General features: G+C 72.7%; 14 protein-coding genes. 5 read left to right on the top strand and 9 right to left on the bottom strand.

Translation table 11 applies throughout. From position 1 onward, the window contains the following. The first annotated feature begins 129 nt into the window (after positions 1-129). The 5 genes from S1361_RS21020 (at position 130) to S1361_RS21000 (ending at position 3,536) form a co-directional block, all read left to right on the top strand. Entirely contained in the window at positions 130-468 is a 339-nt protein-coding gene (locus tag S1361_RS21020) for a helix-turn-helix domain-containing protein (RefSeq protein WP_208033352.1), read from the top strand. A 231-nt stretch (positions 469-699) separates the two neighbouring features. Then, positions 700-903, top strand: a complete 204-nt coding sequence (locus S1361_RS21015) for a cold-shock protein (RefSeq protein ID WP_007383480.1) — start codon at positions 700-702, stop codon at positions 901-903. A 248-nt stretch (positions 904-1,151) separates the two neighbouring features. Next, positions 1,152-2,729, top strand: a complete 1,578-nt coding sequence (locus tag S1361_RS21010) for a DEAD/DEAH box helicase (protein WP_208033351.1) — start codon at positions 1,152-1,154, stop codon at positions 2,727-2,729. 80 nt (positions 2,730-2,809) lie between these two features. Beyond that, on the top strand, positions 2,810-3,217 hold the full coding sequence (locus S1361_RS21005; RefSeq protein WP_425086966.1) for a CBS domain-containing protein: 408 nt from the start codon (positions 2,810-2,812) through the stop codon (positions 3,215-3,217). Between the two features lie 31 nt (positions 3,218-3,248). Beyond that, a complete protein-coding gene (locus tag S1361_RS21000) occupies positions 3,249-3,536 on the top strand; it encodes an SCO5918 family protein (protein ID WP_208033350.1) in 288 nt (95 codons plus the stop codon). A gap of 53 nt (positions 3,537-3,589) precedes the next feature. Here the strand turns inward: S1361_RS21000 and S1361_RS20995 are convergent, their stop codons facing one another. The 9 genes from S1361_RS20995 to S1361_RS20950 form a co-directional block, all read right to left on the bottom strand. After that, a complete protein-coding gene (locus tag S1361_RS20995) occupies positions 3,590-3,799 on the bottom strand; it encodes a hypothetical protein (protein WP_208033349.1) in 210 nt (69 codons plus the stop codon). An 833-nt stretch (positions 3,800-4,632) separates the two neighbouring features. Further along, the gene (locus S1361_RS20985; protein ID WP_208033348.1) at positions 4,633-6,906 is read right to left on the bottom strand and encodes an MMPL family transporter; all 2,274 of its coding nucleotides are present in this window, start codon (positions 6,904-6,906) and stop codon (positions 4,633-4,635) included. A 116-nt stretch (positions 6,907-7,022) separates the two neighbouring features. Beyond that, positions 7,023-7,292 carry a hypothetical protein gene (locus S1361_RS20980; RefSeq protein ID WP_208033347.1) on the bottom strand — a complete coding sequence of 90 codons (270 nt, stop codon included), beginning with the start codon at positions 7,290-7,292 and terminating at the stop codon, positions 7,023-7,025. Beyond that, positions 7,289-7,627: an ArsR/SmtB family transcription factor gene (locus S1361_RS20975; protein WP_208036700.1), complete on the bottom strand. Its 339-nt coding sequence runs from the start codon at positions 7,625-7,627 to the stop codon at positions 7,289-7,291. Before S1361_RS20975 ends, S1361_RS20980 begins: the two co-directional genes overlap by 4 nt. An 82-nt stretch (positions 7,628-7,709) precedes the next feature. Then, on the bottom strand, positions 7,710-8,288 hold the full coding sequence (locus tag S1361_RS20970; protein ID WP_208033346.1) for a DedA family protein: 579 nt from the start codon (positions 8,286-8,288) through the stop codon (positions 7,710-7,712). Positions 8,289-8,566: 278 nt separating this feature from the next. After that, entirely contained in the window at positions 8,567-9,355 is a 789-nt protein-coding gene (locus S1361_RS20965) for a calcium-binding protein (RefSeq protein ID WP_208033345.1), read from the bottom strand. A gap of 158 nt (positions 9,356-9,513) precedes the next feature. Beyond that, the gene (locus S1361_RS20960; protein ID WP_208033344.1) at positions 9,514-10,152 is read right to left on the bottom strand and encodes a hypothetical protein; all 639 of its coding nucleotides are present in this window, start codon (positions 10,150-10,152) and stop codon (positions 9,514-9,516) included. Then, positions 10,149-10,469 carry a hypothetical protein gene (locus S1361_RS20955; protein ID WP_208033343.1) on the bottom strand — a complete coding sequence of 107 codons (321 nt, stop codon included), beginning with the start codon at positions 10,467-10,469 and terminating at the stop codon, positions 10,149-10,151. Before S1361_RS20955 ends, S1361_RS20960 begins: the two co-directional genes overlap by 4 nt. A gap of 1 nt (position 10,470) precedes the next feature. Beyond that, on the bottom strand, positions 10,471-15,600 hold the full coding sequence (locus S1361_RS20950; RefSeq protein WP_243769245.1) for a wHTH domain-containing protein: 5,130 nt from the start codon (positions 15,598-15,600) through the stop codon (positions 10,471-10,473). Positions 15,601-15,775 lie beyond the last annotated feature (175 nt).

Below are 15,775 nucleotides of genomic sequence, written 5' to 3'. Positions count from 1 at the left end.
ACGGCGGGACCAGGTCTTCACGCCCGGCGGCGTTAGGGTTGCGGCAGGAGGCAGATGGCGCCCAGTCTGCCGAGCGCGGGTGCCCCGGACGCCCGGGCATCCCGCCGCATCCCCCGAAACGAAGGTGCCATGCCCGCCGAGAACGCCCCTGCCGCCGGCAACCTCGACGACGACGACTACCCCGCCTACACCATGGGCCGGGCCGCGGCCGTTCTCGGCACCACCCCCGCCTTCCTGCGGGCCGTCGGCGAGGCGGGGCTGATCACTCCCCTGCGCTCGGAGGGCGGCCACCGCCGGTACTCCCGCCGGCAGCTGCGGGTGGCCGCCCGCGCCCGCGAACTGGTCGACCAGGGCACGCCCGTCGAGGCCGCGTGCCGCATCGTCTCGCTGGAGGACCAGCTGGACGACGCCCTCCGCAAGAACCGGGACATGCGCCGGAAGCTGGGCGAGCGCGGCGCGGATACCTAGTCCCGCCGATACAGAATTACGGTCCGCGGCGGCACGAGAATTGCCGGACGCCACGCAAAACAGCCGGGCGTCGCCAACCGACCTGTGTTAGCGTGATAGCAGTTGCAGTTTTGGTTGCCAGAGATTTTTTTCTTTGCAGAGCTTTCCGGATCCTTCCGGAGGGGTGATCATCGCGGCGACTCGGCTCCGTAAAGTGCGGAGTCCGGCACTGCCCTCCGAGGGAGATTCAATATGGCATCTGGCACCGTGAAGTGGTTCAACGCGGAAAAGGGCTTCGGCTTCATCGAGCAGGACGGCGGCGGCGCCGACGTGTTCGCGCACTACTCGAACATCGCCACCTCCGGCTTCCGCGAGCTTCAGGAAGGCCAGAAGGTGACCTTCGACGTCACGCAGGGCCAGAAGGGCCCGCAGGCCGAGAACATCGTTCCCGCCTGACGCTGACGCGAAATCGTCGCGAACCGGTGGTTCGCGCATCATGTGGCTGGGGCCCGCGCTCTTGGGGTGCGGGCCCCCGCTCATTGTCTGAGCCCCTTTTCCGGATTTCCCGGACCACGGACACCTCCGGCTGTCACGCCGCGAGGTCCGGCTCTTCACATTTTCTTCGGCTCATTCTTGCGAATCCTCGTGCGGTCCTCACCGCTGGACGGAATTCCTCGATACGCCGCATCGAGGAAGGTTCCCTCATGAACCGCACCCCCCGTCGCTCCGGCGGCGCGTCCAGTGGCTTCCGCGCGGACCGGAGGTCCGCCCGCTCGGCGGGAGCCGCGCACGGCGGCCGCTTCCGTACCCAGGAGCCGGGCCGTCAGGGCCCCCGCACAGGCACCGGACGCAAGAACGGCCCGGCCGCGCACTCCACCCCGCGCCGGCAGGAGTTCGCCCTGCCCACCACCTTCACCGAACCGCTGCCGGCGGTCGAGTCGTTCGCCGAACTGGACATGCCCGCACGGCTGTTGGCCGCGCTCGGCGCAGAGGGCGTCACCGTGCCCTTCCCGATCCAGGCGGCCACCCTGCCGAACGCGCTGGCCGGCCGGGACGTCCTGGGCCGGGGCCGTACCGGCTCGGGCAAGACCCTCGCCTTCGGCCTGCCGCTGCTGGCCCGGCTGGACGGACAGCGGGCCCAGCCCCGGCAGCCGCTCGCCCTGGTCCTCGTCCCCACCCGGGAACTGGCCCAGCAGGTGACCGACGCGCTCACCCCCTACGCCCGCGCCCTGCGGCTACGGCTCGCCACCGTGGTCGGCGGCATGTCGATCGGCCGGCAGGCCAGCGCCCTGCGCGGCGGCGCCGAGGTCGTCGTCGCGACTCCCGGGCGCCTGAAGGACCTCATCGAGCGGCGGGACTGCCGGCTCGACGAGGTCTGCGTCACCGTCCTGGACGAAGCCGACCAGATGGCCGACATGGGCTTCATGCCGCAGGTGACCGCGCTGCTCGACCAGGTGCCCGCCGGCGGCCAGCGGTTGCTGTTCTCCGCCACCCTGGACCGCAACATCGACCTCCTGGTACGCCGCTACCTCCACGACCCCGTGGTGCACTCGGTCGACCCGTCCGCGGGCGCCGTCACCACCATGGACCACCACCTGCTGCACGTGCGCGACGACGACAAGCAGACTGCCGCGACCGAGATCGCCGCGCGCGACGGCCGGGTGATCATGTTCCTGGACACCAAGCACTCGGTGGACCGGCTCACCAAGCACCTGCTCTCCGTCGGGGTGCGCGCCTCGGCCCTGCACGGCGGCAAGTCCCAGTCCCAGCGCAACCGGACGCTCGCCCAGTTCAAGGACGGTCACGTCACGGTGCTGGTGGCCACCAACGTCGCCGCCCGCGGCATCCACGTCGACGGCCTCGACCTGGTCGTGAACGTCGACCCGCCCGGCGACCACAAGGACTACCTCCACCGCGGCGGCCGTACCGCGCGCGCCGGCGAGTCCGGCACCGTCGTCACCCTCGTCCTGCCGCACCAACGGCGCGCGGTGGACCGTCTCATGACGGACGCCGGCATCGCGGCGAACGCCGCCCGGGTCCGCCCGGGCGAGCCCGAGCTGCAGCGGATCACCGGCGCCCGGACGCCTTCCGGCGTGCCCGTCGTCCTCACCGCGCCGGCCGAGGACCGCCGTGAGGGCAAGGGATCGTCCGCCGGTCGGCGCCGCAGGGGCGGCGCGGGCCGTGGCAGGAGCGCGGGCACCGGCCGCGGGGAGGGCGGCCAGGGCGCCGGCCGCGGCGGGGAGGCCCGTGGCCGTCGGCCCGCTCCGCGGAACAACGCATAGCCCGAGCACGGGGACGCACTCCCGGCGGACGGGACGGGCCCGTGGCCCGTCCGGTCCGCCCCGACGAAGAGGAGAAGCCCTTGACCCCGTTTCCGTCCCGGACCCAGCAAGCCGGCAGCCCCGCCGGCACGGGTCTGACCGCCCGCGACGCCATGCACGCCCCCGGGCCGCAGGTCGACGACCACATGGCGGTCGACGTGGCCCTGTCCGTGCTCATCGGCGCGCGGGTCGCGCACCTGCTCCTGCGGGACGAGGACGGGCGATGCGCGGGCCTGGTCACCCGGGCCCAGCTCACCGCGCACCGCGGCGGCTCGTGGTACAGCGACCGGACGCGGCTGCGGGACCTCCCGCTCGACCGCGGACCGTTCACCTCGTCCCGGGCCGCGCTCGGCGAGGCGGAAGCCGCCATGCGGGTGCGGACCCTGGACGTGTCCCCCGTGATCGACGAGCACGGATACGCCCTGGGCGTCCTGGCCCTCACGCCCTGACCGCCGTCTTCCCCACCTCGTGGAGGCATCCATGCGCTGTGTCATCGCCCGTTTCCCCTTCGACCTGGTCAAGAGCGAGGTCGAACAGGCCATGAGCGGCATCACGCCGGAATCCGTCACCGGCGTGTCCGTGACGATCGGCCGCCGCGTCTACCCCGTGATGCAGGTCGGTGAAGTGATCACCCGGCAGAACCGCCGCGACTTCACGGTGGCCGAGATGCGCCGGGCCCTGACCCGCCTCGGCTTCACCTGCCACGAGCCGCGCCCGGTCGTCCCGGCCCTGGAGACACGGGCCGACGAGGAGGCGCTCGGCTGGTGACGCACGCGGAGCGGGCTGCACCCCGGGGGGTGCAGCCCGCTCCGTCTTGTGCGTCAGAGGGAGACGCTGACGCTGACCTGGTCGTACTGGGCGGCGGTGGCCAGGACCTGGTTCTGGACGGTGCCGAGCGCGGCCAGGACGTCCGCGTCGCCGACCGTCGTGGGGCCGGCGGTCAGGCCGGCGTGCGGGCTCAGGCCGCCGGAGACGTTGTCCAGCTCGGCGTCGGAGATCTCGGCGGTCTCGACCTGGGGAGCGGAGTTCATGAGGAGACTTCCCTTCGTATGGATGAGCCACAAGGGGGGGGCGGCCCCGCTGGGGACGGATCGCGGGTCTCGCGGCGCTGGGGATCAAAGCACGGACCACGCCCGTCATCCAGCCGACCGGCGCGCCCGCGGGGGAAGCCGGGCGTTTCGCGGTCGCATCCGTGCAGGCCCGCACACGGCACCAGGACAGCCTCTCCATATTCCCCACGGCTCCGTCGCCGTTTCCCACGGCTCCCTCGCCCGGCGCCGCGGACGTCCCCGTCGGCGGAACGGGACACTCCGCGCGAACGGGGAATCCTGCGGCGGGCCCGCGCGCCGATTCCCGGCGCACGAGCGGGGATTGCGCACGCGCTGTGCAGATTCACCGAAACCGGCGGGCAGCCGGCGCCGGCGCGGCTCAGCCGGTGTGCAGCCGAGGGTGGCGTCGACGAGGGCGGCCACCTCGGTGAGCCGCTCCTCCACGTAGAAGTGGCCGCCGCGGAACTCGGTCACGCCGGCCCCGGGCAGCGCCTCGACCCGCTCGGACTCCAGCGCGTCCAGGACCACCAGCTGCTGCCGCTCGCCGAAGGACCGATCCCGGTCCGGCCGGAATCGGTGGTCGTGCCGGACTGGGCTGCCGTGTGCGTCAGTGCGTGGCTTCCTGCTCCGAGCGCTTTCCCTGCTTTCCCTCGGCACGCCATCCGGCGGGCCGTTCGGGGTCCGCCCACCAGATCGAGTACCGGGGTCATGCGCGACAGCACTCTGCAGGGCCCGGTACTCCGTCTGGATCGGCGCGGCTCCGGCCGGAACCCGGGAGTATCGGGTTGCGGCCGGAGCGGGGGACGGGGGCTGGTTCAGCTGCGTCGTACGCCCTCGGCTGGGCGGCTCACGGCGCCGGTGGGGCCGGCGGGCGCGGACCCGGACGTGCCGCCCGGCAGGCGGCGCAGACCGCGCGGCAGTTCCCAGGCGCGCCGGCCCAGCAGGGCCAGGGCCGCCGGCAGCAGGATGCCGCGCACCAGGGTGGCGTCGATGAGGATGGCCACGGCCATGCCGACGCCCATCATCTTGTTCTCGATCGCGGACAGGGTGATGAAGATCGTGAACACCGCGGTCATGATGACCGCCGCGCTCGTGACCACGCCGGCGCTGGCGGCGGCGCCGCCGACCACCGCGTCCCGTGGCTCGGCGCCGGCCTGCCGGCGCTCCCGGATCCGGCTCAGGACGAAGATGTGGTAGTCCATGCTGAGCCCGAACAGCACCACGAACATGAACAGCGGCAGCCATTCCGCGACCCCGCCGTACGAGGTGAAGCCGAGCGGCGAGCTGAGGTTCCCGTACTGGAAGACCCAGGTCAGCACGCCGTACGAGGCGCCCATCGACAGCAGGTTGAGGGCGATGGAGACCAGCGGGATGGTCAGGGAGCGGAAGACCAGGAGCAGCAGGACGAACGCCAGCACGAGCACGAACGCGATGACGGCGAAGGTGCGGCCGCTCAGCCGGCCGGCGAAGTCGTGGGCGAACGCCGTCCGTCCGGCGGTGGCGTACTCGACGCCGTCCACCTTGCCGAGCGTGCGGGGCAGGGCGGTGTCGCGCAGGGTCTCCAGCGCCCGGTGGGAGTCGTCGTCGGTGCCGGAGCCCGCCAGTGGCACCCGGACCACGAGGACGTCGTCGACGCGGACCGTGGAGACGGGGCCGAAGAGCCGGCCGTCGCTCGCGGCGATCTCGTCGTGCAGCCTGCCGACGGCGGCGCGCACCGCGGGCGTGTCCGGCGAGCCGCCGTCGGCGTTCCACACCGCGATCCGGGCCGGGGTGGGCGATCCCGGGAAGGCGTCCTGCATCCGGATCGCCGCGTCCACGGTCGGCGCGCTGCGCGGCAGGCTGTTGACGACGGCGGCGTCCTGCAGGTGCATGGAGAACATCGGCAGAGCCATCACCACGAGGGCCACGACGGCGGCACCGCCCCACACCAGGGGCCGCTTGACGACCTTCTGGGCCAGCCGGCGCCAGGTCCGCGACTCCAGCACGGTGGTGCGCCGCTTGCCGAGCCAGGGGATGCGGCCCTTGTCCACCCGGTGGCCGAGCGCGGCGAGCAGGGCGGGCAGGACGGTGACCGAGCCGGTCATCGCCAGGCCGACGATGAGGATCGTGCCGAGGGTGAGCCCGCGGAAGACGTCGAGGCCGCTCAGCAGCAGACCGCTGACGCAGAGCATGACGGTGACGCCGGAGACGGCGACCACGTGCCCGGAGGTCTTGGCGGTGATGCGCAGCGCCTCGGCGACGGTGCGGCCGGCGGCCCGCTCCTCCCGTTCCCGGCGCAGGTAGAACAGCGAGTAGTCGATGCTGACGGCGACCCCGATCAGCAGGATCATCGAGGAGACGGCGCTGTTGACGGCCACCCACTGGCCGAACACGCCGATCAGTCCGAAGGCGGCGGCCACGGCGGTGGCGGCGAGCAGCAGCGGAACGGCCGCCGCGACCAGCGCGCCGAACACGATGAGCAGGATGACGAGGGTGATCGGCAGGGAGGTGCTCTCGGCGCCGGCGAAGTCCTTCTTCACCGCGTCGTCGACGGCCCGGGAAAGGCTCTGGTCACCGGCCTGTACGACCCGGATGTCCTTGTGCCGGTCGGCCACCTTGTGCACGGCGTCGACCACCGCGTCGAAATGGGCGTCCATTTTCACGTTGGGCCCGGCGACGAAAAAGGTGACGAGACCGGACCGTCCGTCCGCCGAGATCTGCTGTTCGCCCTGCGGATCCAGCGGGGTGCGCAGTCGGAAGACCGCACCGGGCGTCTTTCCGAATTCGGCGACCAGGTCCTTGACCGCCTGCTGCAGTTCCGGGTCGTCCTTGAATGCCGGCCCGTCCTTGTCGCGCGACTGGACGAGTACGTTCTCCAGGACGGGTTCCCAGTCCTTCTGTTCGTTCAGGACCTGCTGGGCCGCACCGGATTCGCCGGGGTCCTTGGTGACGGCGCTGTCGCCGGACACCAGGGACGTGGACAGGACGGCCAGCACCACGAGTGCCAGCCATCCTCCGATGGCCAGTGCGCGGTGCCGGATCGACCAGCCGGCGACGCGTTCGATCAGTGTGCCGTTCTGCAGCTGTAACCGCTTGCCCTTGGGCGGCATGAATTAGGGTCCTTCCGTGAAGGGGGGCTGGTGAGAGACTCGCGTTCGACGCGGGACAGTGCCTCTTCCACCGGGCCGCCGAGTTGCCGCTCGACGGCCCGGGTCCTTTTACGCCGTCACTCGACTTCCTTGAGGATCCGCTCGACCGACCGCATCCGGGTCTGCAGATCGGCCAGGCGCTCGTCGATGCCGGCGAGTTGCTGTACCGCGGAGTCGTGTGACCGGGTGGCCTGCTCCGCGAGGGTCCGGTACTGGTGGTCGCGGGCCAGGACGGCCCGGGCCCGCCAGGTCATGGCCATGTGCCAGATGACGATGGTGACGACCGATGCGAACGCACCGACCAAACCGACGGTGCCGACGACCTCCTGCCAGCCGTGGTAACTCATTGCGGGCTTCCCTTCTCGCCGTCCTCCGGGACGTGTGCGTGGATGGTGAGGGGTGACAGCGCGTCCGCGATGCTCTGCGGTGTCAGATGGAGCGCGAAGGGGGTCACCTCGTAGAACTTCATCGCTTTCCCGTCGCTGGAGATCTCCAGTTGGCCCGTCACCAGCCCGGCCGCTTCCAGCCGTCTGAGGTGGGCCTGGAGCAGGGCTCTGCTGATGCCGAGTTCGCGGGCCAGCCGGCTGACGTAGTTGCGGCGCCGGGCGAGGGCGGCCACGACGCCCAGGCGGTGCGGGTTCGCCAGGGTTCCGAGCACACGGGCGAGTCGGTCGGCGGGCATGACGTCCACGGTCGTACCGGGCTCGGTCGAGTCGGGACCGGTCGAGTCGGGATCGATCGTGTCGGCTGTCGGCCGCGTCAGGTCAGTCACCGCGGTCACCGGCACGACGGGGGCTCCACCGCGTCCAGGCCCAGCGGACGGCCATGACGCTGCCGGCGGTGAGGACGGAGACGGCGGGCCCCATGCACACCACCGTCACGCTGTTGTCGACGAGCCGTCCGCCCAGATACCCGAGGCCCAGGGTGCAGGACACGAAGACGGCCTCGGCGAGCAGGGCGCCGAGGAGATAGCTGCGCAGCGGGAAGTCCACGATCCCGGCTGTGACCCCGCCGAGGCCGCGGCCGCTGGGCACGAAGCGCATCACGATCACCGACGGCACGCCGTAGCGGCGGAACCGCTCGGCGGCCCAGTCCAGCATCGAACGCCGCTTCTGCCGGCGGGACATCCAGCGCAGCGCACGGCTGCGGGCGAGGTGCCCCGCCCAGAACATGCTCATGTCGCCCAGGACGGTGCTCGCCAATAAGATCACGATCAGCAGGGGCAGGTTCAGGCTGCCCGCCGCGGCGAGGGCGCCGGCGCCGGCCACCAGAGCCGAGTTCGGGATCATGGGCGGCATCGTCACGAGCACGAGCAGCACGTACATCCAGTGCGTACCGTCCACCCGGACCAACTTCCCTCGGTTGTCGCGTGCCTCGCCGCGTCATCACCTGCTTACGGAGACTTGCACGTCCGCTGACGCGGGACAACGCGAAGGGGCCCACTCCAGGGGGAGCTACGGGCCGCCCCCTAGGGGTTCCACCCCGAGACCCTCAGACATCCCTCAGCCACACCCCCGGAACCACCCGGACACGGGCCGGGCCGGACGCGACCGCGGAGCCGGGACGGGCCGGCTCCGCGGGTGCGGTGCGGCGCTGCGGGCGGCCGCCTGCCGCCGAGCGCCTACTGCACGTCCACGAAGTCGCCGGCCGCCCGGACCGCCGGGGTGGTGGAGGTGCCCGCGAAGCTCCAGCGCCAGTAGCCGTCCTCGGCCGCGGGGACCGTGGTCGACAGGGTGCCGGTGCTGGAGGTGGTCACCGTCTTGACGGTGGTGTACGTCGACGTACCGGCCTTGCGGAACTGGAGCTGGACCGGCTGCCCGCTGTACCCGCGGTGGTCGAGGGTGTCCCAGTTGGCCCGGCTGAGCTTCCCGGTGACCGTGAGGGTGCCGCCCTTGGCGACCGGCTCCGGGCCCGCGTTCGCGGTGAGCCGGGACTGCCGCTGCAGGCGGGTGGTGGTGTACTGCGGCGCGTGGGTCCAGCTGTCGTCGTTGGCCACCCCCTGGACGCTGACCTTCCAGGTGCCGGCGTGGGCGTTGGTGAGCAGCCAGTCCGGCTCGAAGGTGAACGTCTCCTCGCAGACGGAGGTGGTGGCGCTCGTGGCCGTGCAGTCGGCGTGCGCGTAGTACTGGTTGGAGACGAAACGGTCGTCGTAGGTCTCGTACGGGTTCGCGCCGTCCGGTCCGCGCCACAAAACGAAGTCGGCGTCCTGGATGCCGGACGGGTGGGTGAAGGTCCCCGAGACCGTGACCGTCTTGTCGTAGACGTCGATCACGATGTTCTTGCCCCCGTCGAAGGTGACGTTGCCGATCTGGACGTCACCCTGGGCCTCGTCCGCGACGGCACCGGGCGCGGCGAGACCGGCCAGGACGGCGACGGCACCGAGCACGGCAGAGGCAGCGCGCTTGCGCATGAATCTCCTTTCACGGAGCGGACCACTGACCGGGTCCGAAACGAAGATCCGCTCTGCCTGCCCAGCGCAGCCGTGCCCCCGGACGTCACACCGCCGGCCCGGACATCAGGCGCTCCGGTCCAGCCACAGGCCGGGACCCGGCGCGCGCCGTACCGCGCTCAGCACGTGTCCGCGGGGGCCGTGCTCACGGCGTCGCGCTGCCAGGCGAGGTGGCGGATCACCGCACGGCCCTTGCCGGACGGCGGTTCGACCTTGACGGTGATGCCGTCGGCGTCGGCTGCGAGGAGTTCGCCGCACAGCGTCTCGCCCCTGGTGTGCACCCGGACCGTCCGGGCCGGCTCGCTCGGTGCCGGGGACACCCAGGTCAGCAGGATGCCGGCCGCGGTGGCCAGCACGCCGGCCACGGTCGCCCAGCGGGTGATACGGATCCGGGACGCGATCCGCTCCTTCTCCCGCTCCTCCCAGTCCAGCAGCTTCGCGGCGTGGGCGTACTTCAGCACGTCCCCGGGCCGGCCGTGGGCGGCCGACACGGCGAGGAAGGCGGCGCCGAGCAGCAGCACGAGACCGGCCGCCACCAGCGCGATGACCGCCGTCCGGTAGCCGCCCGGGAGGGTGGTGACGTTCTCACGGCCCTTGAGGACCAGCACCGCGGCCAGCAGCCCGGAGGCGACGGTGAGGAAGTTCCGCCAGCCCTCCGCCTGCGCCCGCGCGATCTGCAACTGCTGCTCGGCCATCGCGTCCAGTCGCTGCTGGGCGCGCTCCAGTTCCTCGGGAAGGTACCTCTCGGACGGCGTCACGAGTCCGGTCCCGCCGGCCGGACGGCCACCCACTTGGCCCCGCAGCCACCGGTCTCCTGGGCGTCCCCGGGATGGCCCAGCCGGCACCGGCACCGCATGTACACCTGGCCCGGCACCTCGTCGTCCTCCGGGGACGCCGCCCCGGTGCCGCCCTTCGTCACCGCGCCGGGCATCACGTCCGGCACCGGATGCCGGGTCGTGCCGGCGCACTCCGGGCATGTGCCGGTGATGACGAGCCGGCCACCGGTGAAGTCCCAGAGGAATCCGGTCTGGTCCGGGAGGTACTTGGACTCGTAGGTCTTGGCGTTGTGCGGCACGTCAGGTCCTCTCGTACGGCGGCAGCCGGAAGCCGAACAGGGGCGCGTGGTCCGCGAGCCGGGCGCGGACGTCGTCGACCGTCAGCTCCGTCTCCTGTGCGGCCAGCCGGAGATGGTCCTCGGACACATCGCCGGACAGCACGGGTTCCCGGCCGGTGAACCGGGCGGTGAGCAGGACGACGTCCCGCCAGTCCGGGGTACGGCGGCCCGCCGGCTCGGGGAACGGGATGTCCAGCCCGATCAGGGTGAACGGCCGCAGCCGGCGGTACGTCTCCCGCAGTCCGTCGCCGAGCCGCGCGGCCGCCACGACCAGGGCGAGCGGCGTCAGCGTCCAGGACTCCTCCAGGGCAGGCTGGAGCAGCGCGTACTCGGCGGCCAGGTCGCGCTCCAAGGGGGCCGGCGGCGGTACGAAGTCCGGCGGTACCGGCACGGTCGGGGCGCCCAGGGAGCGGTAGGCGTTCAGCTCGGCGGCAGCGGTGGCGAGGTCGACGTCGCAGGCGTCCGCGAAGTCGACCAGGGCGCTCAGCGAGATCCGGGTCCGCCACCGGCCGGCGCTGGTCAGGGCCGCGCTCAGATGGCGGTCGGGTTTCAGGCCGGCGACGTCCTCGGGCACGTCGGGCATGCCGAAGCCGTAGGAGACCGTCCGGCTACGGACCCGCTCGGCGGTGGCGGCGAGGCTCTCGCCGAGGCCCGCCGCGATGCCCAGCACGGAGGCGGGCTCCACCCGGGCATCCGGTCCGACCCGCACCGGCATGCTGTACTCCGAGCGTTTGCCGGGCAGCGCCAGGCCGCGACTCCACAGGCCCCGGTGCCGGGCGGAGGGGTGCTCGGCCAGCAGGGTCCGGGTCGCGTCGACCGCCTGCCGCTCGACCAGCCCCGCCTGGGCCAGCGCCTCGACCGCGGCGACGTGCTGCTGTCCCGAGGGACGTTCCTGCTGGTCGTCGATGGTTGCCAGGACGGCCCAGGTGGAGACCGGCCTGATCCCCTCGTCCCCATCGCCGTCCTGGCTCACGGCCTGCTGCGCCATCGGCAGATCGGCGCACCAGGCGGGCGGCGCGAGCCCGGCCAGCGGGCCCGGGTCGGCGACCTCGATGCCCAGCCCGCTCGCCCAGCCGGCCAGCCAGCTCGCCGTGTCCCCCACGGTCTCCTCGCGCCGGGCTGCCAGCCGGACCAGGTGCTTCAGGCCGATCGGGCCCGGGCTGAGGAAGGGCGGCTGCGCGTCCAGGTCACGGCTGACCGCGGTGAGCTGCGCCTCGTCCAGGAGGCGCGGCAGCGCGGGCCCGGCGAGCCGGTAGCCGAGCGGTGCGAAACGGCGCACGACCGCCTCGATCTCGGCCGGCGGGATCCCCGTCTGCCCGGCTCGGAAGGCGACGTCCACCGGTCGTACGAGACCGGTGAACGGCCAGTGGTCCTGGGCCCCGTACCGCGTGCCGCGCGCTGCGGCGTTCAGCAGGACCCGGCGTTCCCGCGCGTCCACGCGATGGGCGGCGAGTCCGATTCCCGCGAGGTCCGGCGGCGCGGGAATCGACGGATCCAGGCGCGACAGCCGGACGAACAGCTCTCCCAGGGCCCCCAGGCTCACCTTCTCCCGGAACGACACGCGCACCATGGCATGCCGCACGGCGAACTGCCCGGGGTCCTCGTCGTACCAGCCGCTGACGCCCCTGGCGTCCAGGAACTCGTCGTACAGCACGGCCGCCAGCCGGCTCGGCGTGATGTCGTCCAGAGCGGCGAGGTCCGCCGGCTCCGGAACCGGCAGGCCCGTGACGGCGTACCGGCGCACCTGGCGGATCACCTCCCGCAGCGGGCGTCCGGTGTCCGCGGCGGCCCACAGAAGCTGCCGGAAGGACCCGTCCGGCGCGCCGCGCAGCACCACCGCGTCCAGGGGCTCCGGCCGGGGCAGCCCCGCGTGCCGGCCGACCGGCCCCTGCCGGCGGTTCACGCCGAGGGTGCTGATGCGCCAGGCCTCGAAGAAGCGCGTGTCGAAGGCGGCCCGCCCGAAATCCTCCTTGAGGACGAGGTCGTCGACGGGCAGACACCCGACGTCCCGCAGCGTGATGACCCGGTCCTCCCGGATCCAGTCCTCGCGCAGCAGCCGGGCCGGGAGCGACACCGGCACGTCGTGCTCCATCAGCTGGGCGATGACCTCCTGCGCCAGACGCGGCCAGGCGTCGGTGAGGCTCCACAGCCAGTCCAGCGGAAAGGGCCGCCACTCCGAACGCACCAGCCCCGGGATGGCCTCCTTCAGGTCCTCCTCGACACACCGCTCGTCGTAGCCGAGGAAGCGGTTGCGGTCGACGCTCAGCTCCGGCCGGTGCCTGCCCCGCAGGTTCACCACGTATCCCTCGGGGGTCTCGGCCCCCGCGACCAGCAGCCCGTCCGCCAGCAGCATGCCCCTGCCCTGCACCCACCAGACGCCCTCGGTGGCCGCGATGCGCGCGCTCGGCAGGGAGGAGTCGCCGTACAGCTCGCCCGGCCGCCAGACCGCCGGTACGCCGTCGCCTTCCCGGGCGACCACCTCCACGGGACTGCACCACAGGAAATCGCGCAACGCCTCGATCACGGAAGGGCGCCGGTCGTCGCCGTCCTCGGGCTCGTCGTGCAGGTACAGCCGGACCCGGGTGCCGCCGCCCGCCAGCTCCCGCTGCTCCCTGCCGAGGTGCATCAGCCCCGACCCGGCGGCGACGCTGGCCCGGTGGCCGTCGAGCGGGAGGTGACCGGAGACGTCGACCGCCCGCGTGGTCACCTCGACCTCCTCGGCCAGCATGAAGTAGCTGAAGACACCGATGCCGAAACGGCTGTTGAGTTCCGTGGTGATGCCGCGGCGGCGCCACCGGCGCATCTCCCGCATCCGTGCCGACGACTGCTCCGAGCGGCGCCCGGCCTGCGCGAACAGGTCCCTCAGCTCCTCGGCGGTCATCCCGACGCCGTTGTCCTCGCACTGGATGTACATCCGGCCCGTGTCCGGGTCGACGTCCTGGGTGAAGACGATCCGGCACCCGGCGAGCTGCTCCCGCTCGGTCAGGCCGGTCTGCCGCGCGTGCTCCCCGTACCGGCGGCGGGCCTGGCGCACCCGGCAGGCGTCGAGGGCGTTCTGGTACAGCTCGCGCACCGCCAGCATCCGGTCCCCGTACAGCTGGGTGCCCATGATGAGCGGCTTGACCTCGTCCTCGGCCAGCCGGAACCGGGGCGGCGGCTTGTCGAAGCCGCGGTTGCGGGGGAGCAGGCCCTCGGTCTTGACCACCTGTGGCAGGCCGGAGAGGAGGTCGCCGGGCCGCAGGGTGCCCTGGCCGCGCCGGGTGGCCTCCGACACGGCGGTGATCCGGGCGGCGAGCCGGTCCAGCGCCGTGAACAGTGCCGCGCTGCTGCACTTGAACACCAGCAGCCAGCGGGTGGCGGCGGTGTCGGACGCGTCCGCCCCGCCGCGGTTGCGGGTGACGGGGAGGAAGCCGTCGTGCGCGGCGATCTCGCCGATGATGCCCTCCGGCCGCACCTGGGTGGGCTCGCGCGGGCCCAGGTGATCGATGAGCACGCCGTCGAGCATGCGCGGGTCGATGGCGAGCAGCCCCGCGAGGTGCAGCAGCGTGGCCAGCTCGCTGGGCCGCCAGCTCCACCGGTCCGCCTCCCCGCACAGGTAGGCGCACAGATCGGTGTCCCAGGGGGTGCCGTCGGGCGCGACGGCGTCGGCCGGGGTGCCCGTGCCCAGCTGGGAGACGACCTGGACGACGGCCCGCCGCAGCACGCCGCGCTCGTCGTCGCCCAGCGTCAGACCGGCCGCGCTCTCCGCCGCCTGCACCAGCAGTTCGATCGCGCCGCGCAGGCTGTCCAGCTCGGCGTCCCCGCGGAGCTCCCACAGCAGGTCCCAGTCGGCGAGGAAGCGGTGGCGCAGCCAGTACTCCGCGCTGTGGGCGTCGGCCTTGCCGTCGCGGCGCAGCAGCGTCCGGCGGGTCGCCTCGATCTGCCGGTGGGCCCGCCGTACGTCGCCCATGTCGCGGTGGAGATGGGCGGCGAAGCTGTCCTCGGGGAGTTCCCGTTCGGCGTCGGCCGGGTCGTTGTCGTAGAGGGTGCGGAGCGCGGCCAGGCCGCACGACAGCGCGGCCTCCCGCAGGAACGGCGCGCCCAGCAGCACCACGGTCTCGATGAGGCTCAGCCGCGCGCCGGAGGCGTCCACGAGGTGGCCGAGCCGCTCGATCAGCCGCTGCGGGACGAACGGGTCGTCCCAGGGGTCGGCCTCGGGCTGCCGTATCCGGCGGATGGCGACGGTCCTGGCGACGACCTCCGCGAGGTGCTCCTTGGCCTTGTTGCGCTGGGCGGACGTGGCGTCGGTCCGCTCCCACAGGCCGGACCGCAGGACGGCCTCGGTCCACCGGCCGGAGGACGGCATCGCCTCGCACAGCGGTACGTCGGCGTGGGTGCCGCCCGTGACGTCCTTGCCCAGCCACCGGCCGACGGCCGTGGGCGGCCGTCGGTACGTGTAGTTCGCCGCGATCTCCTCCGCGCGCTGCTCCACGCGCTGGATCACCTGGGCGAAGGTGCGGGCCGGGGACTCCGGCGCCAGGGTCTCGCTCAGCGCCTTCGCCAGGACGCTGCCGTCGTCGGCGTGCCCCAGGGCCTCCTCGCCGGGGGCGCAGGCGCTCAGCAGGACGACGTTGTCCCAGGGGCGGCTGATCTTCATGCCCTCGAAGGTGGCCGGCGGGCTGTCGCCGCTGCTCCGGCAGGCGTCGAAGCAGAGCATCACCGTGGCGCTGGACCGCAGGGGCGCGAGCAGTTCGTCGGGCACGATCTCGATGAGTCCGTGCGGGCCGAGGGCGCGTTGCCCGTCCTGCCCCCATCGCGCGCGGACGTCGCTGGGGACGAGGTAGTCGGTGTCACCGAACCGGACTCCGTGGCCGGAGAAGTAGACGAGGCCCACGTCGCCGTCCTCGCAGGAGTTCAGGAACCGGCCCAGCTCGTCACGGATGTTGCCCTCGCCGGTCGCGTCCTCGTCGTCGAGCACGGTCACGTGTTCCAGTGGATAGCCGCTGCGCAGCAGGGTGGTGCGCAGGGCGCCGACGTCCTTGACGGTGAAGGGCAGGCTCGGGAAGTCGTGCCGTAGTTCCGGCACCTGGTCCAGCTGTGGATACGCGGGCACCGCGATCAGCAGAGCCCGCCGCCGTCCGGCGCTCAACGTACTCGTCCCCCCTCCCGGCGGGGCGAGTTGACGCCCCGTCACGGCATGGAGGGCGATTATGGCAGAAGTGTCCCCGTAAGGCGGGTGGTTCGGGAGCCGCCGCCCGGGCCCCGCCGCTCCCGGAACTACACCCGGT

The organism is Streptomyces cyanogenus, from assembly GCF_017526105.1.
GTDB classification, from domain to species: domain Bacteria; phylum Actinomycetota; class Actinomycetes; order Streptomycetales; family Streptomycetaceae; genus Streptomyces; species Streptomyces cyanogenus.
Note: the sequence above shows the minus strand (reverse complement) of the source record. Positions and strands in the feature narration are given on the sequence as shown.